17 protein-coding genes are annotated in these 19,590 nt (G+C 71.2%); 10 read left to right on the forward strand and 7 right to left on the reverse strand.

Annotated features, from left to right (window positions below; all coding sequences use genetic code 11):
* Positions 1-159 precede the first annotated feature (159 nt).
* The 5 genes from ACLQ2T_RS23815 to ACLQ2T_RS23835 all read right to left on the reverse strand — a co-directional run bounded on the left by ACLQ2T_RS23815 (position 160) and on the right by ACLQ2T_RS23835 (position 3,912).
* Entirely contained in the window at positions 160-921 is a 762-nt protein-coding gene (locus tag ACLQ2T_RS23815) for an SDR family oxidoreductase (RefSeq protein WP_425768583.1), read from the reverse strand.
* Positions 922-992: 71 nt separating this feature from the next.
* Positions 993-1,508, reverse strand: coding sequence for a hypothetical protein (locus ACLQ2T_RS23820; protein ID WP_425768584.1), 516 nt, complete (start codon positions 1,506-1,508; stop codon positions 993-995).
* A complete protein-coding gene (locus ACLQ2T_RS23825; protein ID WP_425768585.1) occupies positions 1,505-2,323 on the reverse strand; it encodes a DUF692 domain-containing protein in 819 nt (272 codons plus the stop codon). The genes ACLQ2T_RS23820 and ACLQ2T_RS23825 overlap by 4 nt, the downstream gene beginning before the upstream one ends.
* Positions 2,320-3,249, reverse strand: a complete 930-nt coding sequence (locus ACLQ2T_RS23830; protein ID WP_425768586.1) for a TIGR04222 domain-containing membrane protein — start codon at positions 3,247-3,249, stop codon at positions 2,320-2,322. Before ACLQ2T_RS23830 ends, ACLQ2T_RS23825 begins: the two co-directional genes overlap by 4 nt.
* Before the next feature lie 90 nt (positions 3,250-3,339).
* Positions 3,340-3,912 (reverse strand): TetR/AcrR family transcriptional regulator, encoded by a 573-nt coding sequence (locus tag ACLQ2T_RS23835; RefSeq protein ID WP_425768587.1) that lies wholly within the window; start codon positions 3,910-3,912, stop codon positions 3,340-3,342.
* 146 nt (positions 3,913-4,058) lie between these two features.
* Between ACLQ2T_RS23835 and ACLQ2T_RS23840 the strand changes: the two genes are divergently transcribed.
* Together ACLQ2T_RS23840 and ACLQ2T_RS23845 are read left to right on the forward strand one after the other, a co-directional pair.
* Positions 4,059-4,703, forward strand: coding sequence for an HAD family hydrolase (locus ACLQ2T_RS23840; protein ID WP_425768588.1), 645 nt, complete (start codon positions 4,059-4,061; stop codon positions 4,701-4,703).
* Positions 4,704-4,872: 169 nt separating this feature from the next.
* Positions 4,873-5,811 (forward strand): RIO1 family regulatory kinase/ATPase, encoded by a 939-nt coding sequence (locus ACLQ2T_RS23845; RefSeq protein WP_425768589.1) that lies wholly within the window; start codon positions 4,873-4,875, stop codon positions 5,809-5,811.
* A 61-nt stretch (positions 5,812-5,872) separates the two neighbouring features.
* Here the strand turns inward: ACLQ2T_RS23845 and ACLQ2T_RS23850 are convergent, their stop codons facing one another.
* Positions 5,873-6,121, reverse strand: coding sequence for a DUF2630 family protein (locus ACLQ2T_RS23850; RefSeq protein WP_425768590.1), 249 nt, complete (start codon positions 6,119-6,121; stop codon positions 5,873-5,875).
* Between the two features lie 530 nt (positions 6,122-6,651).
* Here ACLQ2T_RS23850 and ACLQ2T_RS23855 point away from each other — a divergent pair.
* The 7 genes from ACLQ2T_RS23855 to ACLQ2T_RS23885 all read left to right on the forward strand — a co-directional run bounded on the left by ACLQ2T_RS23855 (position 6,652) and on the right by ACLQ2T_RS23885 (position 14,648).
* Positions 6,652-7,959: a cytochrome P450 gene (locus ACLQ2T_RS23855; protein ID WP_425768591.1), complete on the forward strand. Its 1,308-nt coding sequence runs from the start codon at positions 6,652-6,654 to the stop codon at positions 7,957-7,959.
* A 41-nt stretch (positions 7,960-8,000) separates the two neighbouring features.
* Positions 8,001-8,858: a terpene synthase family protein gene (locus ACLQ2T_RS23860; protein ID WP_425768675.1), complete on the forward strand. Its 858-nt coding sequence runs from the start codon at positions 8,001-8,003 to the stop codon at positions 8,856-8,858.
* Positions 8,855-10,486, forward strand: coding sequence for a prenyltransferase (locus tag ACLQ2T_RS23865; RefSeq protein ID WP_425768592.1), 1,632 nt, complete (start codon positions 8,855-8,857; stop codon positions 10,484-10,486). Before ACLQ2T_RS23860 ends, ACLQ2T_RS23865 begins: the two co-directional genes overlap by 4 nt.
* A 95-nt stretch (positions 10,487-10,581) precedes the next feature.
* Complete coding sequence (locus ACLQ2T_RS23870) at positions 10,582-13,161, forward strand: sensor histidine kinase (RefSeq protein WP_425768593.1); 2,580 nt, start codon at positions 10,582-10,584, stop codon at positions 13,159-13,161.
* An 89-nt stretch (positions 13,162-13,250) separates the two neighbouring features.
* On the forward strand, positions 13,251-13,673 hold the full coding sequence (locus ACLQ2T_RS23875; RefSeq protein WP_013734909.1) for a roadblock/LC7 domain-containing protein: 423 nt from the start codon (positions 13,251-13,253) through the stop codon (positions 13,671-13,673).
* Between the two features lie 5 nt (positions 13,674-13,678).
* Positions 13,679-14,065, forward strand: coding sequence for a DUF742 domain-containing protein (locus ACLQ2T_RS23880; RefSeq protein ID WP_425768594.1), 387 nt, complete (start codon positions 13,679-13,681; stop codon positions 14,063-14,065).
* A complete protein-coding gene (locus tag ACLQ2T_RS23885; protein ID WP_425768595.1) occupies positions 14,046-14,648 on the forward strand; it encodes a GTP-binding protein in 603 nt (200 codons plus the stop codon). The genes ACLQ2T_RS23880 and ACLQ2T_RS23885 overlap by 20 nt, the downstream gene beginning before the upstream one ends.
* Before the next feature lie 72 nt (positions 14,649-14,720).
* Here the strand turns inward: ACLQ2T_RS23885 and ACLQ2T_RS23890 are convergent, their stop codons facing one another.
* Positions 14,721-17,576, reverse strand: coding sequence for an aconitate hydratase (locus ACLQ2T_RS23890; protein WP_425768596.1), 2,856 nt, complete (start codon positions 17,574-17,576; stop codon positions 14,721-14,723).
* 339 nt (positions 17,577-17,915) lie between these two features.
* On the opposite strand from ACLQ2T_RS23890, the gene ACLQ2T_RS23895 reads away from it, so the two are divergent.
* Complete coding sequence (locus tag ACLQ2T_RS23895; RefSeq protein ID WP_425768597.1) at positions 17,916-19,589, forward strand: right-handed parallel beta-helix repeat-containing protein; 1,674 nt, start codon at positions 17,916-17,918, stop codon at positions 19,587-19,589.
* Position 19,590: the final 1 nt, after the last annotated feature.

The following is a 19,590-nucleotide window of genomic DNA, read 5'->3' on the forward strand; positions in this document are numbered from 1 at the left end:
ACCAACGCCTACGCACCCGCACCGCCACCACCCGACGCCACCGCGGACACCTCAACCCCGCTTAAGTTCGAAGAGCCGGATTCGGGCGGGGGGTCACCGCCGCACCCGGCTCGGTGGCCCGCCTGGCCGGTCGGTGCTGGTCGGCGGGCGGTTCGCCGGTCACAGGCCGCGCAGCGCGCCGCCGTCGACCGGGAGGGTGATCCCGGTGAGGTAGCTGGCCGCCGGGGAGAGCACGAAGGCGGCCACCCGCCCGAATTCGACCGGGTCGCCGATGCGCCGCAGCGGGATGCCCGCCTCCGCTTCCGCGCGAGCCCGCTCCGGGTCCCCACTGGCGGCGAAGAGTTCCCGGTTGCGGTCGGTGAGAACGCGCCCCGGCAGCAGGCCGACCACCCGTACCCCACGCGGGCCGTACTCGTCGGCGACATCCTTGGCCACCCCGGCCAGGCCGGGCCGCAGACCGTTGGAGATGCCCAGGCCGGGCACCGGCCCCCGGGCCGAGGTGGACAGCACCAGAGCGATCGCGCCACCCTCGGGCAGCGCGGCGGCCACCGTCCGCACCATCCGTACGCTGCCCAGGAAGACCGTCTCGAAGGCGTGACGCCACTGGTCGTCCTCGACGGAGGCGGCGCTGCCCGGCGTGGGCCCGCCCACCGACACCAGGGCCCCGTCCAGCCGACCGAAGTGCTGGTGCGCCGCCTGCACCAGCCGGCCGGGGGTGGCCGGGTCGGCCAGGTCGGCGGTGATGCCGACCGCCCGGTCCGCCCCGCCGAGGGCGGCGGTCGCCGCAGCCACCTCGTCGGCGCGCCGGGCCGAGATCACCACCCGGGCACCGTCGGCGACCAGGCACTGCGCGGTGGCGTAGCCGAGGCCACGGGAGGCACCGGTGAGCACGTACACCCGGTCGGTCAATCCCAGATCCATACCGCCGATCCTGCCGCAGCGCGTCCCCGGGGAGCATCCGGGGTTCGGTCGCCCCGCCGGCGTCGACGCTGCTACCGGGCCGCGCGGAGCAGGCGTACCCGACCGGCGAGCTGCACCGCGACGGCCCGGTCGGCCCGGCCCAGGGCGGGCCACCGGCGGTGGCGGGGTGCGGTCGTGCCGTCGTAGCGGTGGGTGGCCTCCCGGGCGGCCAGTTCTTCGGCCCCGAGCGCCGGCAGGGCGTGGCGGGCGTGTAGCGCGCGGGCCAGTTCCCACCCGTCGCGTAGGCCGCCGAGGTTCGGTCGGTCCGCCGCCCACTCGATGAAAATGGCCGGCCACCGCGGGCCGAGCCCGGCGGCCAGCAGGGGCCAGTGGCGTGCCACCTCACCGGCCCGTTTGCGCAGCAGGGCGGCTCGGGCGGCGGCCAGCGGGGCTGGTGCGAAGCCCGGCGGTGGTGGCCCACCGGCCACCAGGGCCGCGACGAGTTCCGCCTGCCGTGCGGCCAACGAGCCGGTGGCCGGACCGGGGGTGCCGGGCGGAGTCGGGCGTTCGCCGGTGGGGTCCGTGCCGTCCACGGGCGGCGCGCTCATGTCACCAGGGGAAGGCCGGTGGCGGCGGCCACGGCGTCCAGTTCGGCGCGGAGTTCGGCGGCGGGCGGGTAGTGCCCGTCGCGTTCCAGCAGCACCGCCGGTGGGCGGCGCCGCGCGCACAACTCGGCCAGCAGGTCCAGCACCGGCGGGGGCACCGGATGGGTGTGCGTGTCGTGGTAGAAGCCGCCCTGCTCCGCACCGCCGGCCACGTGCAGGTACGCCACCCGCTCCAGGGGCAGCCGGTCCAGCAGGGCCAGCGGGTCGGTGCCCCGGTTGCGGGCGTTGGCGTGCACGTTGGCGATGTCGAGCAGCAACAGTGCGTCGGTGCGGGCCAGGATCTCGCTGAGGAAGGCCGCTTCGTCCAGTTCGTCGTCCGGCCAGTCGAACAGCGCCGCGATCGGCTCCAGGGCGATCGGCACCGGCAGTTCGGCTTGGGCCCGCGCGACATTGGCGCAGACCGCGTCGACCGCCTCCCGGGTGCGCGGCAGCGGAAGCAGGTGCCCGGCCTCCATTCCGCCGGCCCGGACGAAGGCGATGTGCTCGCTGACCAGCGGCGCGGCCAGCAGTTCGGCGACCGCCGCCAGGTGGGCCACCCGGGCCGGCTCGACCGGCTCGGCCCCGCCGAGGGAGAGCCGCACCCCGTGCGGTACGACCGTCACGCCGCGCTCTCGCAACTCGACCAGGGCCTCAGGTGGCGGCCCGGCGGTGGGCACCGTCTCGGCGATCACCTCGACGAACCGTAGGCCGGGCAGTTCGGCGACGAACCCGGCGATCTCGGGTCGCCAGCCGATGCCCACCCCCTGCGGACCGGTCATCCGCCACACCCGCCGCCGCCACCACACCCGCCGCCGCCTCCGCTGTCACCGCCGCCGCTGTCGTTTCCGCTGCCACCCCCGCAGCCGCCGCCGCAACCCCCCGCCGTGTTGCTGCCCCCGGTCGCCATCGCCTGGCGCTGGATGTCGGCCTGTTGGGCGAAGTTCGGGTCCATCAGCCAGATGGTGCCGGGGCCGTAGAGGGCCACCGCCATCGCCACTCCGGTCGAGCCGTAGACGGCGTACGCCGGTTTCGAGGCGGGTGCGAGGTGGCGGTTTCGGTGCCGGAGGCCGAGTAGGGCCATCTTGGCCGCCCGGGTCTGGCGGGGCATCCGGAAGAACAGGATCATGGTCAACACCGCCAGCGGCCCGACGATGAACACGAGATACCACACCGGACGGTCGTTGCTGATGCCGGCGGCGATGCGGGCGACCCCGAGGGCCACCAGCGCGGCCAGCAGCAGTGCTCCCAGGCGCAGCCGGGCCCGCCGGTCCGAGCCGACCAACAGGTCGTGGCGGGTCAGTCCGTCGCGCAACTCGTCGAGGGCCCGGCTCACCCACTCGGTGCGGCTCAACTGTTTGGCGGATGTTTGCTGGCTGGCCGCGTAGTGCACCGCGCGGTCGAGGGGAGTGGCCCCCGCCGGTAGCGGGCCCTCGGCGATGAGCGCGCCGCGGTCCTGCACCCCGAGCGCCCGGTTGCTGCGCAGGCTGCTGACCGAGGACCAGATCGCCCGTTCGGGCCCGCCGTTGAGGTACGCGACCTGCTGGGGGTTGAGCTGATCGGCCGGGGGCGCGGCGTGACCGGCCAGGGTACGCCGGCGGTGGATCAGTACGCCGATGACCAGTACGACAGTGGCCAGCAGGTAGAGGATCAGGAAGGTGCGGCTGGGAACACCCCAGGTGTCGAACTCTGCGGTGGGCGCCATCATGGCCGGCTCCTGTCGGGCGAGGGGAACGCGCTTCATTGTGCGGCGGCGGTGCCAGCGGTCGATGGCTGCCGGTGCGCAGTTATCTCCTCGTTATCGGCGGCGTACCGCCTCCTCGACCATGTCGAGCACCGGGCCCAGGTCACCGGCCGGTCGCCCCATGGCCAGGTGCAGCACCAGCCCGTCGTAGGCGAGTTCGAGGAAGCGGGCCAGCACCTCGATCGGAATGTCGTCGCGCAGCACCCCGGCGTCGCGTTGGCGTGCCAGACGGTCCCGGGTCGCCTCGGCGACGGCCTCGGACCGTTGCGCCCAGCGCTTGGCGAAGGCGGGGTCGGTACGCAGGCGGCGGGAGACCTCCAGTTGGCTGCCCAACCAGCCGGTGGTGTCCGGGGAGACCGCGCGGGCCAGCAGGTCCCGCATCACCTGCACCAGGCCGTGCCGGGCGACCGTGGCCACCATCGCCGCCGCGTCGTCCTCGGCGACGGCGAGGAACAGCGAGTCCTTGTCCCGGAAGTGGTGGAAGATGGCTCCCCGGGACAATCCGGTCGCCTCCTCCAGCCGGCGGACGGTGGCGCCCTCGTAGCCGTGCCGGGCGAAGCAGGGCCGTGCGGCGGCGAGAATCTCCTGCCGGCGGGCGTCGAGCTGATCCTGACTTACTCTGGGCACAGTCCGATCGTGTCAGCCCACCAGGGCGAAGGCAAACCGTACGTACGGCTTGGTTTCCTGGTCGAGGCGGCAAGGCGCCGACCCTGACCCGAGTCCGTAACATTGCGACCTGTCGGTCGGGTACCCGCTTACCGTAGGGTTCCCGAGTGCCACTGCTCCTGCTGGACCTGGACAACACCCTGCTCGATCGGGCCGGGCCGTTCCGCATCTGGGCAGAGCGTTTCCTCGACGGCATCGGGGCCCCGCCGGGTGACATCGAATGGCTGCTGTCAATCGACGCCGACGGCCTCACCGACCGGTGGGACGTCGCGGACGCCATCCGGGACCGTTACCGACTGCGCATTCCCTCCATCGACCTGGTCGAGGAGTTGCACGACGGGGTCGTCGAGTTCACCCGACTCGACCCCCTGGTCGCCTGCGCGCTGCGCATCGCCGACGACGCCGGCTGGATGCCGGTGGTGGTCAGCAACGGGGCGGTACGCCAGCAGGACGCCAAGATCCGCCGGACCGGACTGGACCGGTACGTCGCCGACTGGGTGATCTCGGAGGAGGCCGGGGTCAGCAAGCCCAATCCCCGGATCTTCGCGCTGGCCGCCCAGCGGGTACGGATGCCGCTGCGCGGTGCCTGGGTGATCGGTGACGGCCCCGAGGCGGACATCGGTGGCGCGACCGCCGTCGGCCTACCCAGCATCTGGCTGCATCGGGGACGGCGCTGGAGCGACACCCGCTTCGCCCCGACCGTCACGGTCGACACGGTGATCGCCGCGGTCGCCGCCGTCATGGGGGCGTGACGGGCGGTCGGTGCGAAATGCGGTTGACGCGGGGTCAGGGCACCGCGAAAACTCGTCTGCGCATCGGGCATCCCGGGCGTGCGCCCGGTCGAGGAGAGGGGGTCGGTCATGACCGTCTTCGCAGGTCACTTCCCGCCTCCGATCACCTCGACCAAGGGATACCAGCGCAGTGCGCGATCACGACTTCTCGGCGCGGGAGCGCCACACCCGCGGCAAGCGCCGCTTCGACGACGATGACGAACCGTACTTCCTGAAGCGCGGGCAGGCCCGCGTCTCCGTACCGGCCGACCCGGCCGACGAACCCGACCCGGAGACCGGCGCGGTCTGGTCCTCCTGGGACGACGCCCTGCACGGCCCCCAACCCCATCCGGCCTGGCTGGTCACCGACCTGGCCGCGAAGGACACCGAGTTGGGGGTGCTCAAGACCGGCAAGGAGGCGGACGTCCACCTGGTCCGCCGGGCGGTACCGGGCACCGACCGCTCCTGCCTGCTGGCGGCCAAGCGTTACCGCGATCCCCGGCACCGGCTGTTCCACCGGGACGCCGGATACCTGGAGGGCCGCCGGGTCCGCCGGTCCCGGGAGATGCGGGCGATGACCGGCCGGACGGCCTTCGGCCGACAGATGATCGCCGGGCAGTGGGCGGCGGCCGAGTTCGCCGCGCTGGCCCGGCTCTGGGAGATCGACCAGCGGTACGCGACGATCGCGGTGCCGTATCCGGTGCAGTTGCGGGGGACCGAGCTGATGCTGGAGTTCCTCGGCGACCCGGACACCGGACGGGCCGCTCCCCGGCTGGCCGAACTGCGGCCGGCCGCAGCCGAGCTACGCGGGCTGTGGGAGCAACTGGTCGAGGCCCTGACGGTGCTGGCCCGGGCCGGGTACGCCCATGGCGACCTGTCGCCGTACAACCTGCTGGTGCACGCCGGCCGCCTGGTGCTGATCGACCTGCCGCAGGTGGTGGATGTGGTGGCGAACCCGCAGGGACGCGACTTCCTGGCCCGGGACGTCCGGGTGGTCGCCACCTGGTTCGTGGCCCGAGGGCTGCCGGCGGGTCTGGCCGATCCAGCCGTGCTCACCGAGGCGCTGGCGCGCGAGGCGGGCCTGCGCTGACCCCTGCGTTGAGTTCCGGCTCCGGGTGGTGGGACGGCAGCCACCTGGAGCCGGTTGGCCACTACTGGAGGTAGCGCTCGACCTCCTCGGTCGGTCGGGGGTTCTGCGCCTCCGGGTCGCCGTGCGCCTGCCGGGCGGCCCGGCGGCGGCGCAGCAGGTCCCAGCACTGGTCGAGGGACTCCTCCAGCTCGCGGAGCCGGGTCCGGGTCGTGTCGTCCGTGCCCGTCTCGGTGGCCTGCGTGTCCGCGCGCAACCGGTGCTCCTCGTCGACCAGCTCGGAGATCCGGCTCAGGATGGTCTTGTCGTCCATTCCCTGAGCCTGGCACAGCGATACGGCCCACCGCCTGAATTCACCCGGGCGGCGCGGCTCTGTCGTCGACCGGACCGGCCCGCACACCGGAGGCCCGGGGACCCCGACCATGTCATGCCGGACATGACGTAGATCACCCTATCCGATCTGATCCGGTGGTCCACGGCCCGTGTGGTGACGGATACCGGCCGTGCCGTCGCCTCGCCGGTCACCCAGTTGAGCTGGGCAAACGTGCTGCGGCTGGGTGCGCAGGGCGGTCGTCGGGTGACCGGGGGTGCCGGAAGGCGGCGGCGGAAGGCCGTCCTGTGACGCCAAATCCCTTCTGGACAGCGGGAATGTCGACCATGAAGATTTCTCGACACGCGACTAGTGAGGGATACCACTGCGATGTCATGCTCTTCGCAATCGTGGCATTCCAAAGAGTAAACCCATACCCCGGGGAGTCTGTGCGAGTGGGAAACAACCACGCGACTAATGTCCAAAGCCGACGCGCAGGATCGGTACCGCTGCGACACGTACTGCCGGGCCTGTTGCGCGATCCGGCCCGCGCCCTGGTGGAGTGCGGTGAGCGGTCCGGTGGCGAGGTCGTACGGCTGAACCTCGGCTCCTTCCGCCCGTTCCTCGTCACCCACCCCGAACACCTCCAGCGGGTGTTGCGGGAGCGGGCCGACAACTATGTCCGGGCAGGGGACGGGCTCCAGTGGCGGCCACTCAAGCGGCTGTTCGGCGAGGGCATACTCGGCGACGGTGAACACTGGACGAACAGTCGACAGATTCTCCAGCCGTTGTTCACCGCCCGGCGTATCGACGGGTTGGTCGACCGCCTGGCCGTGGCGATCGAGGAGTCGATCGACGAGCTGGCCGAACCGGCCCGCTCCGGCCAGTCGGTGGACATGGGCAAGGTGCAGGCCCAGGTGGTCTGTTCGGCGATCATGCGGGTCTTCTTCGCGGACAAGATCTCGGTGTCGGACGCCATGCGGATCATGGAGGCACAGGACGCCATCGCCTGGTCGGTGATGCCGCGGATCCTGGTGCCCTGGGCGCCGTTGGCCGCGCCGATGCCCGGCGACCGGACGTTCCGCCGCTCCGTGCAACTCATCGACGACCTGCTGTTGCCGACCATCCGGGCCGCCCGGAACACCGCCGAGACCGACTCCGACGACATCATCTCCACCCTCTGGCGGGGACGCACCGAGGACGGCGGCCGGTTGGACGAGCGCCAGGTGCGCAACGACACCGTGGCGATGGTGGCCACCACCACGGAGACCACCATCAGCGTGCTCACCTGGCTCTGGCCGCACCTCGAACAGAACCCGGAGATCTCCGACCGGCTCTACGAGGAGCTCGACCGGGTGGTCGGCGACCAGCCGGTACGCGGGCAGCACCTGCGCGAGCTGCGCTACACCCGGCAGGTGCTCGACGAACTGCTCCGGCTCTATCCGATCGGCTGGCTCTTTCCCCGGACGGCGGTGCAGGAGGACACCCTCGGTGAAGTGCGCATCCCGGCCGGCTCCACTCTGGTGGTCAGCCCGTTGATCACCCAGCGGATGTCGCAGTTCTGGGACCGACCCGAGGTCTTCGACCCGGACCGGTTCCGGCCGGAACTGGTCCGCGGCCGACCCAAGTACGCGCACTTCCCGTTCGGCGGGGGTCCGCACCAGTGCATCGGGATGCACCTGTTCTACCTGGAGGCGACACTGATCGTCGCCACCCTGCTCAGCCGGTACCGGTTCCGGTTGAGCCGCCCGACCGTACCCGGGATCAAGGTGGCCGCCGCGCTGCGCCCCAGGGACCGGGTGGAGGTCACCCTGCGCCCCGTGGCGGGTGTAGCGGCGTGAGTCTGGTGACCCAGTCGCCGCCGGATACCGGCGGCGACCAGATGAGTGTGGCCGCGGAACAGGGACGCATCTGCGCCCTGGCCGCCAAGGGCCAGCGGGACCTGGCCGAGGTCGCCGCCGGCTACCCGGATCTGTTTCCCGCCAAGCCGTTCGACGCGACCCTGTTCGGCAACGTGGCCATGGCCATCGCCTTCGGCGCGCCCTGGTGCGACGTGGCCCAGCTTCGACTGACCAACCGGGCGGTGCTGTGGGGGTTCGCCCTGGACTGGCAGGTGGACCACGAGGCGCGTTCGCGCGACGAGATCGAGCGACTGGCCGCCCGCTGTCTAGCGGTGGCCGACGGTGCCGCGCCGGAGCCCGGGGACTCCCTCGGCGCGTTCCTGGCCGAGCTGCGTGACGAGCTGGCGACCGTACCGGCCTTCGCCGAGTACGGTCACCACTGGCGCCAGGAGACCGGCAAGGTGCTCACCGCCATGGCCCGGGAGTGGACCTGGAAGCAGACCCCCGACCAGCTGCCCGGCTTCGAGGAGTACCTCGACAACGCCGACAACCTGGCCTGCACGGTGGTCAATGTCGTGCACTGGATCCACACGGCCGACCCGGCCACCCTGACCCACCTGGACGCGATGCTCACGGCCAGCGATTGCGTGCAGCGGATCCTGCGGCTGGTCAACGACCTCGGCACCTACGAGCGTGACCTGCGCTGGGGCGACCTCAACGCCCTGCTGCTGGTGCCCCGGGTCGAGGTCGAGCAGCGCATCGCCGAGTTGGTGGCGCAGGCCCGCGACCTGCTGGCGGCGCTGCGGGAGAACTGTCCGGTGCAGGCTGACTACCTGGCCCGACAGATCGGCTTCAGCAGCGGCTTCTACCGGTCCACCGACTTCTGGGGGGTGTCGTGACAGCACCGCCGCTGACCGCCGACGCGGTGGCGCAGCCGACCCTGGCCGAGGCGGTCGGTGGTCTGCTCGCGCAACTGGAAGCACAGCCCCACGGGCAGGTCAGCACCTCGGTCTACGAGACCGGGCGACTGGTCGCCGACACGCCCTGGGTAGCCGGGCACCCGCAGCGGCTGGCGTACCTGCTGGCAGAGCAGGGGGACGACGGCAGCTGGGGTCCGGCCGGCGGGTACGCCCTGGTCCCGACGGCGAGCGCGGTGCAGGCCCTGCTCGCCAGCCTGGTCCGGGCCGATCCGCCCGACCCGGCGGGACCGGACCGGGCGGCGGTCGCCGCCGCGGCCACCCGAGGGCTGCTCGCGCTGATCCGGTGCCTGGGCGATGGTACGGCCCTGCCGGACACCCCGGCCGCCGACCTGATCGTGCCGACCCTGGCGGCGCGGATCGACGCGGACCTGGTCGCCTTGGCGGGCGACCCGGCGATGACCGGCGCACCCGCCGCGCTGCCCCGGGTCGACCGACGTCGGGCGGACGCGGTCGACGCCCTGCTGGCCGGCGGCCGACCGGTGCCCAGCAAGCTGTGGCACGCCTACGAGGTGCTCGGACCGGCCGCCGCCGCCCGCGCCGAGATCGACCCGATCGAGGGTGCGGTGGGCGCCTCACCCGCGGCGACCGCCGTGTGGCTCAGCCACCGAGGTACCGAGGACCGGGCCGCCCGCTCGTACCTCGACGCGGTGGTGGCCCGGCACGGTGGGCCGGTCCCGTGTTGTGCGCCGATCACGGTCTTCGAGCGCTCCTGGACCCTGGCGACCCTGGCCCGGGCGGGTGTGCCGGTGCGTCCCGGCGCGAGGCTGGTGGCGGAACTGGTCGCCGCCCTGGGGCCGGACGGGGCGGCCACCGGACCGGGTCTGCCCGCGGACGCCGACACCACCTCGACCACGCTGTACGCCCTGGCCCGGCTGGGTCACCCGGTGGACCCGGCCAGCCTGCTCCGCTACGACCTGGGCAGTCATTTCTGCACCTGGCAGGGCGAGGACGGGCAGTCGATCACCACGAACGCGCATGTGTTGGAGGCGCTGGGCTGGCACGCCCGGTACACCACCGACGGCGCCGCCCGGTACGCCGCCAGGGTCAGGTCACTGGCCGGGTGGCTGCGGGAGGCGCAGCAGCCGGACGGGCTCTGGGTGGACCGGTGGCACGCCTCGCCCTTCTACGCCACCTACTGCGCGGTGTCCGCGCTGGCCGGTCACGCGCCGCCGGAGGTGGCCCACGCGGCGATCGACCGTGCCGTGGACCGGATCCTGGCCACCCAACGCGAGGACGGCGGCTGGGGGCGTTGGTCCACGACCACCGAGGAGACCGCCTACGCGGTGCAGATCCTGTTGGGTGGGGGCCGGCCGATCCGACCGGAGATGACCGCGGCCGTGCGCCGGGCATTCGGGCAGTTGCTTGTCGATCGGGTCGACCACCCTCCATTGTGGCACGACAAAGACCTGTACGCGCCCATTCTCATTGTCCGGGCGGCGGTGATCGCAGCGCGGAAACTGGCTCATGCGGCGGTGTCGACATTCAACCAGGCTTTGCCGGCGGCACGGCAAGCGGGGACCGGGTCGGGCATGATCACGACCGCTTGAGTTGGCGCGGTGACGCTGTTAGCGTGCGCCGGGGTCGTCGTGTGTGACGCACTGCTGACCAACCGATCAATTAGCTCAGTGCCAGGGACGGTGTAATGGGTTCCCGCAGTTCGAATCTGCGTACCAAGGTCGTGGCTCTATTGGCCTCGCTGGTGGCACTCTGGGGCTTCACCGCCTGGGTCACCGTCCGAGAGGGAGTCAACCTCGTCGGTGTGCAGGCGCTCGACGCCCGGGTGTTCGACCCCACCGAACCGCTGCTGATGCAACTGCAGTTGGAGCGCCGTACCTCAGTGGTCTACCTGGGGCGGCCGGATGAAGGCGGGCGTACCGAACTGGCGCAACTGCGGCAGCGTACCGACGAGTTGGCGGCCGATTTCGTCGAGTCGACCGACAACTGGCAGGTGCGTCTGCTGGGCAGCAAGGATCTGGATGAGCGCATCACCGCCCTGAACCGGGGATTGGCCGCGCTGTCGGAAACCCGTACCGCGGTCGACCAACGCAACATCGGCCGGGGTGAGGCAATGACGGCGTTCACCGAAGTGATCGAATCGATCTACGGCGTCTACGATGAACTCGGCAACCTGGATGACGACGAGGTGGCCGAGAACACCGCACAGCTGATCCGGCTCAACCGGGCCAGGGAACTGGTGTCCCAGGAGGACGCCCTGCTGGCCGGAATTCTGGCCGCCGGCCGAATCACCCAGAACGAGCGGGCGGAGTTCACCCGCGTGGTGGGTGCCCGGCAGTTCCTCGCCGAGCAGGCGGTCACCCGGCTGCCCGCGGCAGATCAGCGCCGTTACGAGCAGATGATTGCCGGCGCCAATTTCACCCGGCTGGCCAATCTGGAAAACCAGATCATGCTCGCCTCCGGAACGTCGCGCCTGCCGTTCGACAGCCGGGAGTGGAACGAGGTCTCCTCGGCCGCCCTGGTCGAGATCGGCGATGTGGTGCTGGCCGGTGGTGACGAGATCGTCAAGCGGGCCACCCCGGTCGCGATCGGCGTCGTAGTCCGGTTGGTGCTCGCCGCCGGCCTGGGCCTGCTAGCCGTCATCGCCTCGGTGGTCGTCTCGATCACCACCGCGCGGGCCCTGGTGCAGCAGCTGCAACGGCTGCGCGACGCGGCCTTCCAACTCGCCAACGAGCGGCTGCCCAACGTGGTCGAGCGGCTGGGCCGTGGTGACCAGGTGGACGTGGCCAAGGAGGCCCCACCCCTACAGTTCGGCGACGACGAGATCGGCCAGGTGGGTAAGGCCTTCAACGTCGTGCAGGAGACCGCCATCCGTACGGCGGTGGAGCAGGCCGAGCTGCGCCGGGCGGTACGGGAGGTCTTCCTCAGCCTGGCCCGGCGTACCCAGGCCCTGGTGCATCGCCAGCTGACCCTGCTGGACGCGATGGAGCGGCGCGAACACGACGCGGAGGAGTTGGAGGACCTGTTCCGGGTCGACCACCTCGCCACCCGGATGCGACGTAACGCGGAGAACCTGATCGTGCTCTCCGGCTCGACCCCGGGCCGGGCCTGGCGACGCAGCGTGCCGATGGTCGACGTGATCCGCGGTGCGGTCGGTGAGGTGGAGGACTACACCCGGGTCACCGTGCTGCCGGTCGGCGGGGTGTCCCTGGCCGGTCGGGCGGTCGGCGACGTCATCCACCTGCTCGCCGAGCTGATCGAGAACGGGCTGTCCTTCTCCCCGCCGCACACCAACGTCGAGGTCCGCGGTCAACTCGTCGCCAACGGTTTCGCCATCGAGATCGAGGACCGCGGTCTGGGCATGACCGAAGAGGACCTCGCCGCGGCCAACCACCGGATCGTGGACCGGTCCGAGCTGAACCTCGCCGACGCCTCCCGGCTGGGCCTCTACGTGGTGAGTCGGCTGACCGACCGGCACGGGGTGCGGGTCCGGCTCAAGGAGTCCGCGTACGGCGGCACGACCGCGGTGGTGCTGATCCCGAGCAACCTGATCATCGTCGACGGCAGCGAGCCGGAGACCGTCGCCGGGCGGGGCACCGAGAGCGCCGTGCGCGGCGCCGAGCCGGTTCCGGCGGTCACCGCCCCGCGGTCGGGCGCACCGGTGGCCCTGGCCGCCCCGGCGCTGCCGCCGGCCCCCCGCCCCACCCGCGAACCGGCGGCCGACACCGAGGCCGAGCAGGGGCAGCCGGGCGGAGCCGCTGGCGACCCCACTGTGGAGTTCCAACCCGACACCGAAGGTGGGCTGCCGACCCGGTCACGACGGCGGCCCGGGCACTCCGCCCTGGACGGTCCGACCATTCCGATCAGTGTGCCGGTCACCAGCCCGCCCTCGGGCGGCTCCGGGCTGCCGCGTCGTCCGCTGGACACCCGGCCCGCCGCCGCACCCGCCCCGGCGAGTTCCCCGGCCGGCAGCGTGCCGGCGACGGCCGAGCCGGGTGAGACGGCCCCGGCCGAGGTGCCCCGCACCGAATCGGGCCTGCCGGTCCGCATCCGGCAGGCCAGCATCACGCCGGCGTTGCGCGCCGAGCCTGAGGCCGCGGAGGAGGACGAGGACGTGATCCGCGAACCCGAACAGGTTCGGCGAATGATGAGTTCGTACCAGACCGGCACCCGGCGCGGCCGTACCGACGCCGCCCGGCTGCTGGGTGGTGGTGGTCGGTCAGGCGACACGGACGAGTCTGACGACGCCGACCAACAGGAGTCCTGACCGGGGTGCCGGTCGTGCGGCGATCCGCCCGACCGACGGTCAGGACCAGATGAGCACGGCGATGAGCCGGGGGAGAAGAGGACGACGAAGTGGCGCAGAAGACGGCTTCGAGTGCCGACCTGACGTGGTTGCTGGACGATCTGGTCGGCCGGGTCAAGCAGGCCGAGCACGCGGTCGCACTGTCCGCCGACGGTCTGCTGATGGCCTCGTCGCAGGGGCTCAGCCGCGACGACGGCGAGCACCTGGCGGCGATGGCGGCGGGAATCCAGAGCCTGGCCCGGGGCGCGGGGAAGCGGTTCGGCGGCGGTCAGGTGCAGCAGACGATCATCGAGATGCAGTCTTCGTTCCTGTTCGTCACAGCCGCCGGTCGCAACGCCTGTCTCGCGGTCCTGGCCAGTGAGGACGCGGACGTGGGGCTGATCGCGTACGAGATGGCCATGCTGGTCACCCGGGTCGGCAAGTTCGTCGCGTCGCCGACACGATCAGCCGAACAGACCAACGGGGAGAAGTAACCCACATGACGGTGCAGGGAGAGTCCGCCGACCACCAGTGGGTGGACGACCATGCCGGTCCGGTGGTCCGCCCGTACGCGGTGACCGGCGGCCGGGCCCGCCCGGTCACCGGCACGTTCGACCTGATCTCACTGGTGATGGCGACCCGGACGGACGTCTCACCGGAGGTCGGGCTGGGCCCGGAGCACCTGGCGATCGTCGGTCTGTGTCAGCGGTTGCAGTCGGTCGCCGAGATCGCGGCGCATCTTGACCTGCCGGTCGGCACCGTGCGGGTCCTGCTCGGCGATCTGGTAGCGCGCAGCCTGGTTCAGATCCGGGAGCCACACAGCACCGTCGGCCTACCCGACAACAGCATCTTCGAGGCGGTTATCAATGGACTACGGGCACTCTGAGCGGTCGTCGGGCGCGGTCGCACTGCCCACGGCGATCAAGATCCTGGTGGCGGGCGGATTCGGGGTGGGCAAGACCACGCTGGTCGGCGCGGTCAGTGAGACACGCCCGTTGCGGACCGAGGAGGTGCTCACCGAATCGGGGGTGGGCATCGACGACCTGTCCGGGGTCGAGACCAAACGCACGACGACCGTGGCGATGGACTTCGGTCGCATCACCATCAGCGACGACCTGGTGCTGTACCTGTTCGGTACTCCCGGCCAGGACCGGTTCTGGTTCGTCTGGGACGAGTTGGCGCTGGGCGCGATCGGTGCGGTCGTGCTGGCCGACACCCGGCGGCTCGCGGACTGCTTCCCCTCCATCGACTACTTCGAGGGGCGGGGCACGCCGTTCCTGGTGGCGGTGAACTGCTTCGACGGAGCCCGGCAGTACCGGCTCGACGAGGTGCAGGCCGCGCTGAACCTCGACCCCGAGGTGCCGGTGTTGCTCTGCGACGCCCGGCAGCGCGAGTCGGCCAAGGAGGTGCTGATCACCGTGGTCGAGCACGCGATGAAGCTCCGCGAGGCCCGTCGCGCCGCCGGCTGAGCCGCCGCCGCGGGGCGACAACGCTCGAAGGGCTCCTTCCCGTGTGGGAAGGAGCCCTTCGGCTTACGACCGTCAGTTGGCGATCATCCGGCGCAGCACGTACTGCAGGATGCCGCCGTGGCGGTAGTAGTCCGCCTCACCGGGGGTGTCGATCCGCACCACGGCGTCGAACTCCACCCCGCTGTCGGTGGTGACCTTGACCGTACGGGGGGTCGAGCCCTCGTCGAGGGCGGTCACCCCGGTGATGGTGAAGGTCTCCGTGCCGGTCAGCCCCAGCGAGTCGGCGTTCTCACCGGCCGGGAACTGCAACGGCAGCACCCCCATGCCGATCAGGTTGGAGCGGTGGATCCGCTCGTACGACTCGGCGATGACCGCCTTGACCCCGAGCAGCATGGTGCCCTTGGCCGCCCAGTCCCGCGAGGAGCCGGAACCGTACTCCTTGCCGGCCAGGATGACCAGCGGCACCTCGGCGGCCTGGTAGGCCATCGAGGCGTCGTAGATGGAGGTCTGCTCGCCGGTCAGGTGGTTGACCGTGAAGCCGCCCTCGACCCCGGGCACCAGCTGGTTACGCAGCCGGATGTTGGCGAAGGTGCCCCGGATCATCACCTCGTGGTTGCCTCGGCGCGAGCCGTAGGAGTTGAACTCGTGGCGCGGCACCCCGTGCGCGGCGAGGTACTCGCCGGCCGGGGAGTCGGCCTTGATGGAACCGGCCGGGGAGATGTGGTCGGTGGTCACCGAGTCGCCCAGCTTGGCCAGCACCCGGGCACCGGCGATGTCGGTCACCGGGGTCGGCTGCTGGGCCATGCCCTCGAAGTACGGGGGCTTGCGGACGTAGGTGGAGTCACCGTCCCAGGCGAAGGTGTCGCCGGTCGGGGTGGGCAGCGACTGCCAGCGCTCGTCACCGGCGAAGACGTCGGCGTACGCGGCACTGAAGCCGGTCGCCCCGATCGCCGAGGCGATGACCTCCTGGATCTCGGTGGTGCTCGGCCAGATGTCGCGCAGGAAGACCGGGTTGCCCTCGCTGTCCTCGCCGATCGGCTCGTTGGCCAGGTCGATGTCCATCGTGCCGGCCAGCGCGTACGCCACCACCAGCGGCGGGGAGGCCAGGTAGTTCATCTTGACGTCCGGGTTGATCCGGCCTTCGAAGTTGCGGTTGCCGGAGAGCACCGAGACGACCGCCAGGTCGGCCTCGTTCACCGCGGCGGAGATCTCCTCCGGCAGCGGACCGGAGTTGCCGATGCAGGTGGTGCAGCCGTAGCCGACCAGGTGGAAGCCGAGCTTCTCCAGGTACGGGGTGAGACCGGCCCGCTCGTAGTAGTCCATGACGACCTTGGAGCCCGGCGCCAGGGTGGTCTTCACCCACGGCTTGCGGTTGAGGCCCTTGTCCACCGCGTTGCGGGCCAGCAGGGCCGCGCCGATCATGACCTGCGGGTTGGAGGTGTTGGTGCAGGAGGTGATGGCGGCGATCACCACCGCGCCGTGGTCCAACTCGTAGGTGTTGCCGTCGGTGCCGGTGACCCGGATCGGGTTGCTGGCCCGTCCGCCCGAGCCGACCGCGGCGGTGACCAGGTCACGCGGGGCGTCGGCCGGGTCGTTGACACCGTTGGCGGGGGAGTCGCTGGCCGGGAAGGACTCCGCGCTGGCCTCGTCGGCCGGGCCGGCGGTGCCGAAGGGCTTCTCCTGCGGGGGCACACCGGGCTTGCGGCCCGGCTCGCTGCCGGTCTCGTCGGCGGCCACGTAGTCGGTGAGCGCCGCGCGGAACAGGGTCTTGGCGCTGCCCAGCGGCACCCGGTCCTGCGGGCGCTTCGGCCCGGCGAGGGAGGGCTCGATGGTGCTGAGGTCGAGCTCCAGGCGCTCGGAGTACTCCGGCTCGGCCGCCGGGTCGTGCCAGAGGCCCTGCTCCTTGGCGTACGCCTCGACCAGGGCGACCTGAGACGCGTCGCGGCCGGTCAGCTCCAGGTAGCGGATGGTCTCGGCGTCGATCGGGAAGATCGCCACGGTGGAGCCGTACTCCGGGGACATGTTGCCGATGGTGGCCCGGTTGGCCAGCGGCACCGCGCTCACGCCCGGCCCGTAGAACTCGACGAACTTGCCGACCACCCCGTGCTTGCGCAGCATCTCGGTGATGGTGAGCACCAGGTCGGTGGCGGTGGTGCCGGCCGGCATCTCACCGGAGAGCTTGAAGCCGACCACCCGGGGGATCAGCATGCTGACCGGCTGGCCCAGCATGGCGGCCTCGGCCTCGATGCCGCCGACGCCCCAGCCGAGCACCCCCAGGCCGTTGACCATCGTGGTGTGCGAGTCGGTGCCGACCACGGTGTCCGGGTACGCCTGACCGCCCCGCTCCATCACCGTACGGGCCAGGTACTCGATGTTGACCTGGTGCACGATGCCGGTGCCGGGCGGGACCACCTTGAACTCGTTGAAGGCGGTCTGGCCCCAGCGCAGGAACTGGTAGCGCTCCTTGTTGCGGGCGTACTCCAGCTCGACATTGCGCTCGAAGGCGTCCTCACGGCCGAACAGGTCGGCGATGACGGAGTGGTCGATGACCAGCTCGGCGGGGGCGAGGGGGTTCACCTTGGTGGGATCGCCGCCCAGGTCGCGGACGGCCTCACGCATGGTGGCCAGGTCGACCACGCACGGTACGCCGGTGAAGTCCTGCATCAGCACCCGGGCCGGGGTGAACTGGATCTCGACGTTCGGGTCCGCGTTCGGGTCCCACGCGCCGAGTTGGCGGATGTGCTCGGCGGTGATGTTCGCGCCGTCCTCGGTCCGCAGCAGGTTCTCCAGCAGGATCTTCAGGCTGTAGGGGAGCCGTTCGTGCCCCTCCACCTGACTGATCTTGAAAATCTCGTAGCTCGCGTCTCCGACGCGTAGCTGGGTCTTCGCACCGAAGGTGTCGAGGCTCGCCACGTCGTACTCCTTCACACCAGCGACCGTGAGTAGTCCTGAGCAGTCTGTCGCACCGGTCGGGGCGCCGCCGTGGTTAGGGGACACTTACCGCCGATTCTCCCTGTCATCAAAACCGTACGTCCGTCTTGCTATGCACGCAACCCAGTGCCATCGTATGGACCCCCTCCCCGGCACCCCCACCCTCATCTCGCCCCTCCGGGTCCGTTGATCAAGAGGTTCGCGTCATTCTTCGGCCGTACGGAGACGCAAACCTCTTGATCAACGGGCAGACAGAGGGCCAGGGGGGGGTGGGTTTTCGGGGAGGGGGAGGGGGAATGCGCGGCGGGTAGGTAGCCGACGATCCAGGGAGGGCCCGTGGGGCAGCAGGGCCGATCCGTCGCCGTACGTCAGCACCCGGCCCCGGTGGCCGGGGCGCCGCTGTGGTGCGACGCGCGGGACTACGGACTACAGGGCGACGGCACGACGAACGACCAGCCCGCGTTGGCGGCCCTGGTGGACCGCCTGGGCGAGGGGTACGCCGCCGACGGGCGGGCCCGGGTCATCTACTGCCCGCCCGGGATCTACTCGATCCGTGACGCCGGCACCGTCTGGCGCAGCGGGGTGTCCCTGATCGGCGCCGGTTCGGGCGCCACCCGGTTCCTGCTCAGCAACGAGGGCAACCGCGCCGAGCCGACCCCCTTGGCGTACTGGACCACCCTCCAGCACGGCGCGGACCGGGACCGGCACATCGCCGACTGCACCTTCGCCGACTTCGAGATCGACGGCTCCGGCGTGGCCATGACCCAGTACAACTACCTGGCCAAGGGCCTGGGGTTGCAGTACGTCGTGCGCGGGGTGTTCCGCAATCTGTACATCCACCACACCGGCGCCACCGGGCTGGGTTGCGACTTTCTCCAGGACTGCCTGATCGACGGGGTGGTCGTGGTGGGCTGCGGCCGACTGGACAACGGCGAGCAGATGGGCGGCGCGGGGATCGGCGTCGGCATCGGCGGTTGGGGTGACGTGGAACGCTGCACCATCTCCAACTGCACCACCCTCGGCAACGGCACCAACGGCATCTTCCTGGAGTTGCAGAAGCCGTACTGGACGCCGCCGCGTGGGTACCGCATCATCGCCTGCCACAGCCAGGCCAACCGGTTCGGCATCTCCGACTGGGGCGCCGACGGACTGATCGTGACGGCCTGCACCATCACCGGGAACCTGGAGGCCGGCTTCGACGTCTCCGCCAACGGCACGGCCGGTATCGCCGGTCGCGGCGGCATCCTGGCCAACTGTGTCATCGACCGCAACGTCGGTGACGGGATCAGCATGGGCAACACCCCCGGCCCGTACACCATCGACGGCAACCGGATCAGCGGCAACGGCCGACACGGCTACCACCAGCATGACCTGGGTACGGGCTACGAGGGCCCGGCCCTGGACGTCGTCATCGACGGCAACCAGTTCTGGGACAACGGGCTGGATGGGATCCGGATCGACCGGCCGATGGTGGACACGGTGGTGGTGAACAACCGGATCCGCAACAACGGGCGGCAGTGCGCCCCGGCGGCTGCCGGGTCCGGCGAATCGGTGCACTACGCACGCCGGGCCGTGACGGACCGGTCGGCGCACTGGCCGATCGACGGCCACCGGGGCAAGGTGCTGCGGGTCGGCACCCGGTACGCGGTCGTGGTCGCCAACACCGACACCGATCTGGCCCTGGCCGACCTGCGACCGGACGCCGAGAACGCCTGGAACGAGGACGTGCCGCCGCCCGGTGCGGCGTACGAACTGCCCAGCCCGGCCCCGGTACGCGCCGGCATCACGGTGAACTCCGAACTGCGTTCGTCCAGCGTGCGCGGCAACCGGATCTGGGACAACCGCGAGGACCCCACCCAGAGCTACGCCATGTGGATCACCCCGCGGGGCCGCTGCGTGTCCTGCCGGGTCGAGGACAACGACCTGGCCGGCAACGCCGAGGGGCCGCTACGGCTGGACAACGCTCCGGAGGGCGGTCGCTGGGACCGCAACCACGTCGAAGTGGACTGAG

It is taken from the genome of Micromonospora sp. DT229, assembly GCF_049844505.1.
Lineage (GTDB): Bacteria > Actinomycetota > Actinomycetes > Mycobacteriales > Micromonosporaceae > Micromonospora.

Excerpts from the sequence above, each read along its gene's own strand:
- ACLQ2T_RS23850 (WP_425768590.1), bottom strand. The coding sequence starts at position 6,121 with ATGGACGACAAGACCATCCTGAGCCGGATCTCCGAGCTGGTCGACGAG.
- ACLQ2T_RS23830 (WP_425768586.1), bottom strand. The coding sequence starts at position 3,249 with ATGATGGCGCCCACCGCAGAGTTCGACACCTGGGGTGTTCCCAGCCGC.
- ACLQ2T_RS23880 (WP_425768594.1), top strand. The coding sequence starts at position 13,679 with ATGACGGTGCAGGGAGAGTCCGCCGACCACCAGTGGGTGGACGACCAT.
- ACLQ2T_RS23815 (WP_425768583.1), bottom strand. The coding sequence starts at position 921 with ATGGATCTGGGATTGACCGACCGGGTGTACGTGCTCACCGGTGCCTCC.
- ACLQ2T_RS23885 (WP_425768595.1), top strand. The coding sequence starts at position 14,046 with ATGGACTACGGGCACTCTGAGCGGTCGTCGGGCGCGGTCGCACTGCCC.
- ACLQ2T_RS23825 (WP_425768585.1), bottom strand. The coding sequence starts at position 2,323 with ATGACCGGTCCGCAGGGGGTGGGCATCGGCTGGCGACCCGAGATCGCC.
- ACLQ2T_RS23820 (WP_425768584.1), bottom strand. The coding sequence starts at position 1,508 with ATGAGCGCGCCGCCCGTGGACGGCACGGACCCCACCGGCGAACGCCCG.
- ACLQ2T_RS23870 (WP_425768593.1), top strand. The coding sequence starts at position 10,582 with ATGGGTTCCCGCAGTTCGAATCTGCGTACCAAGGTCGTGGCTCTATTG.
- ACLQ2T_RS23860 (WP_425768675.1), top strand. The coding sequence starts at position 8,001 with ATGAGTGTGGCCGCGGAACAGGGACGCATCTGCGCCCTGGCCGCCAAG.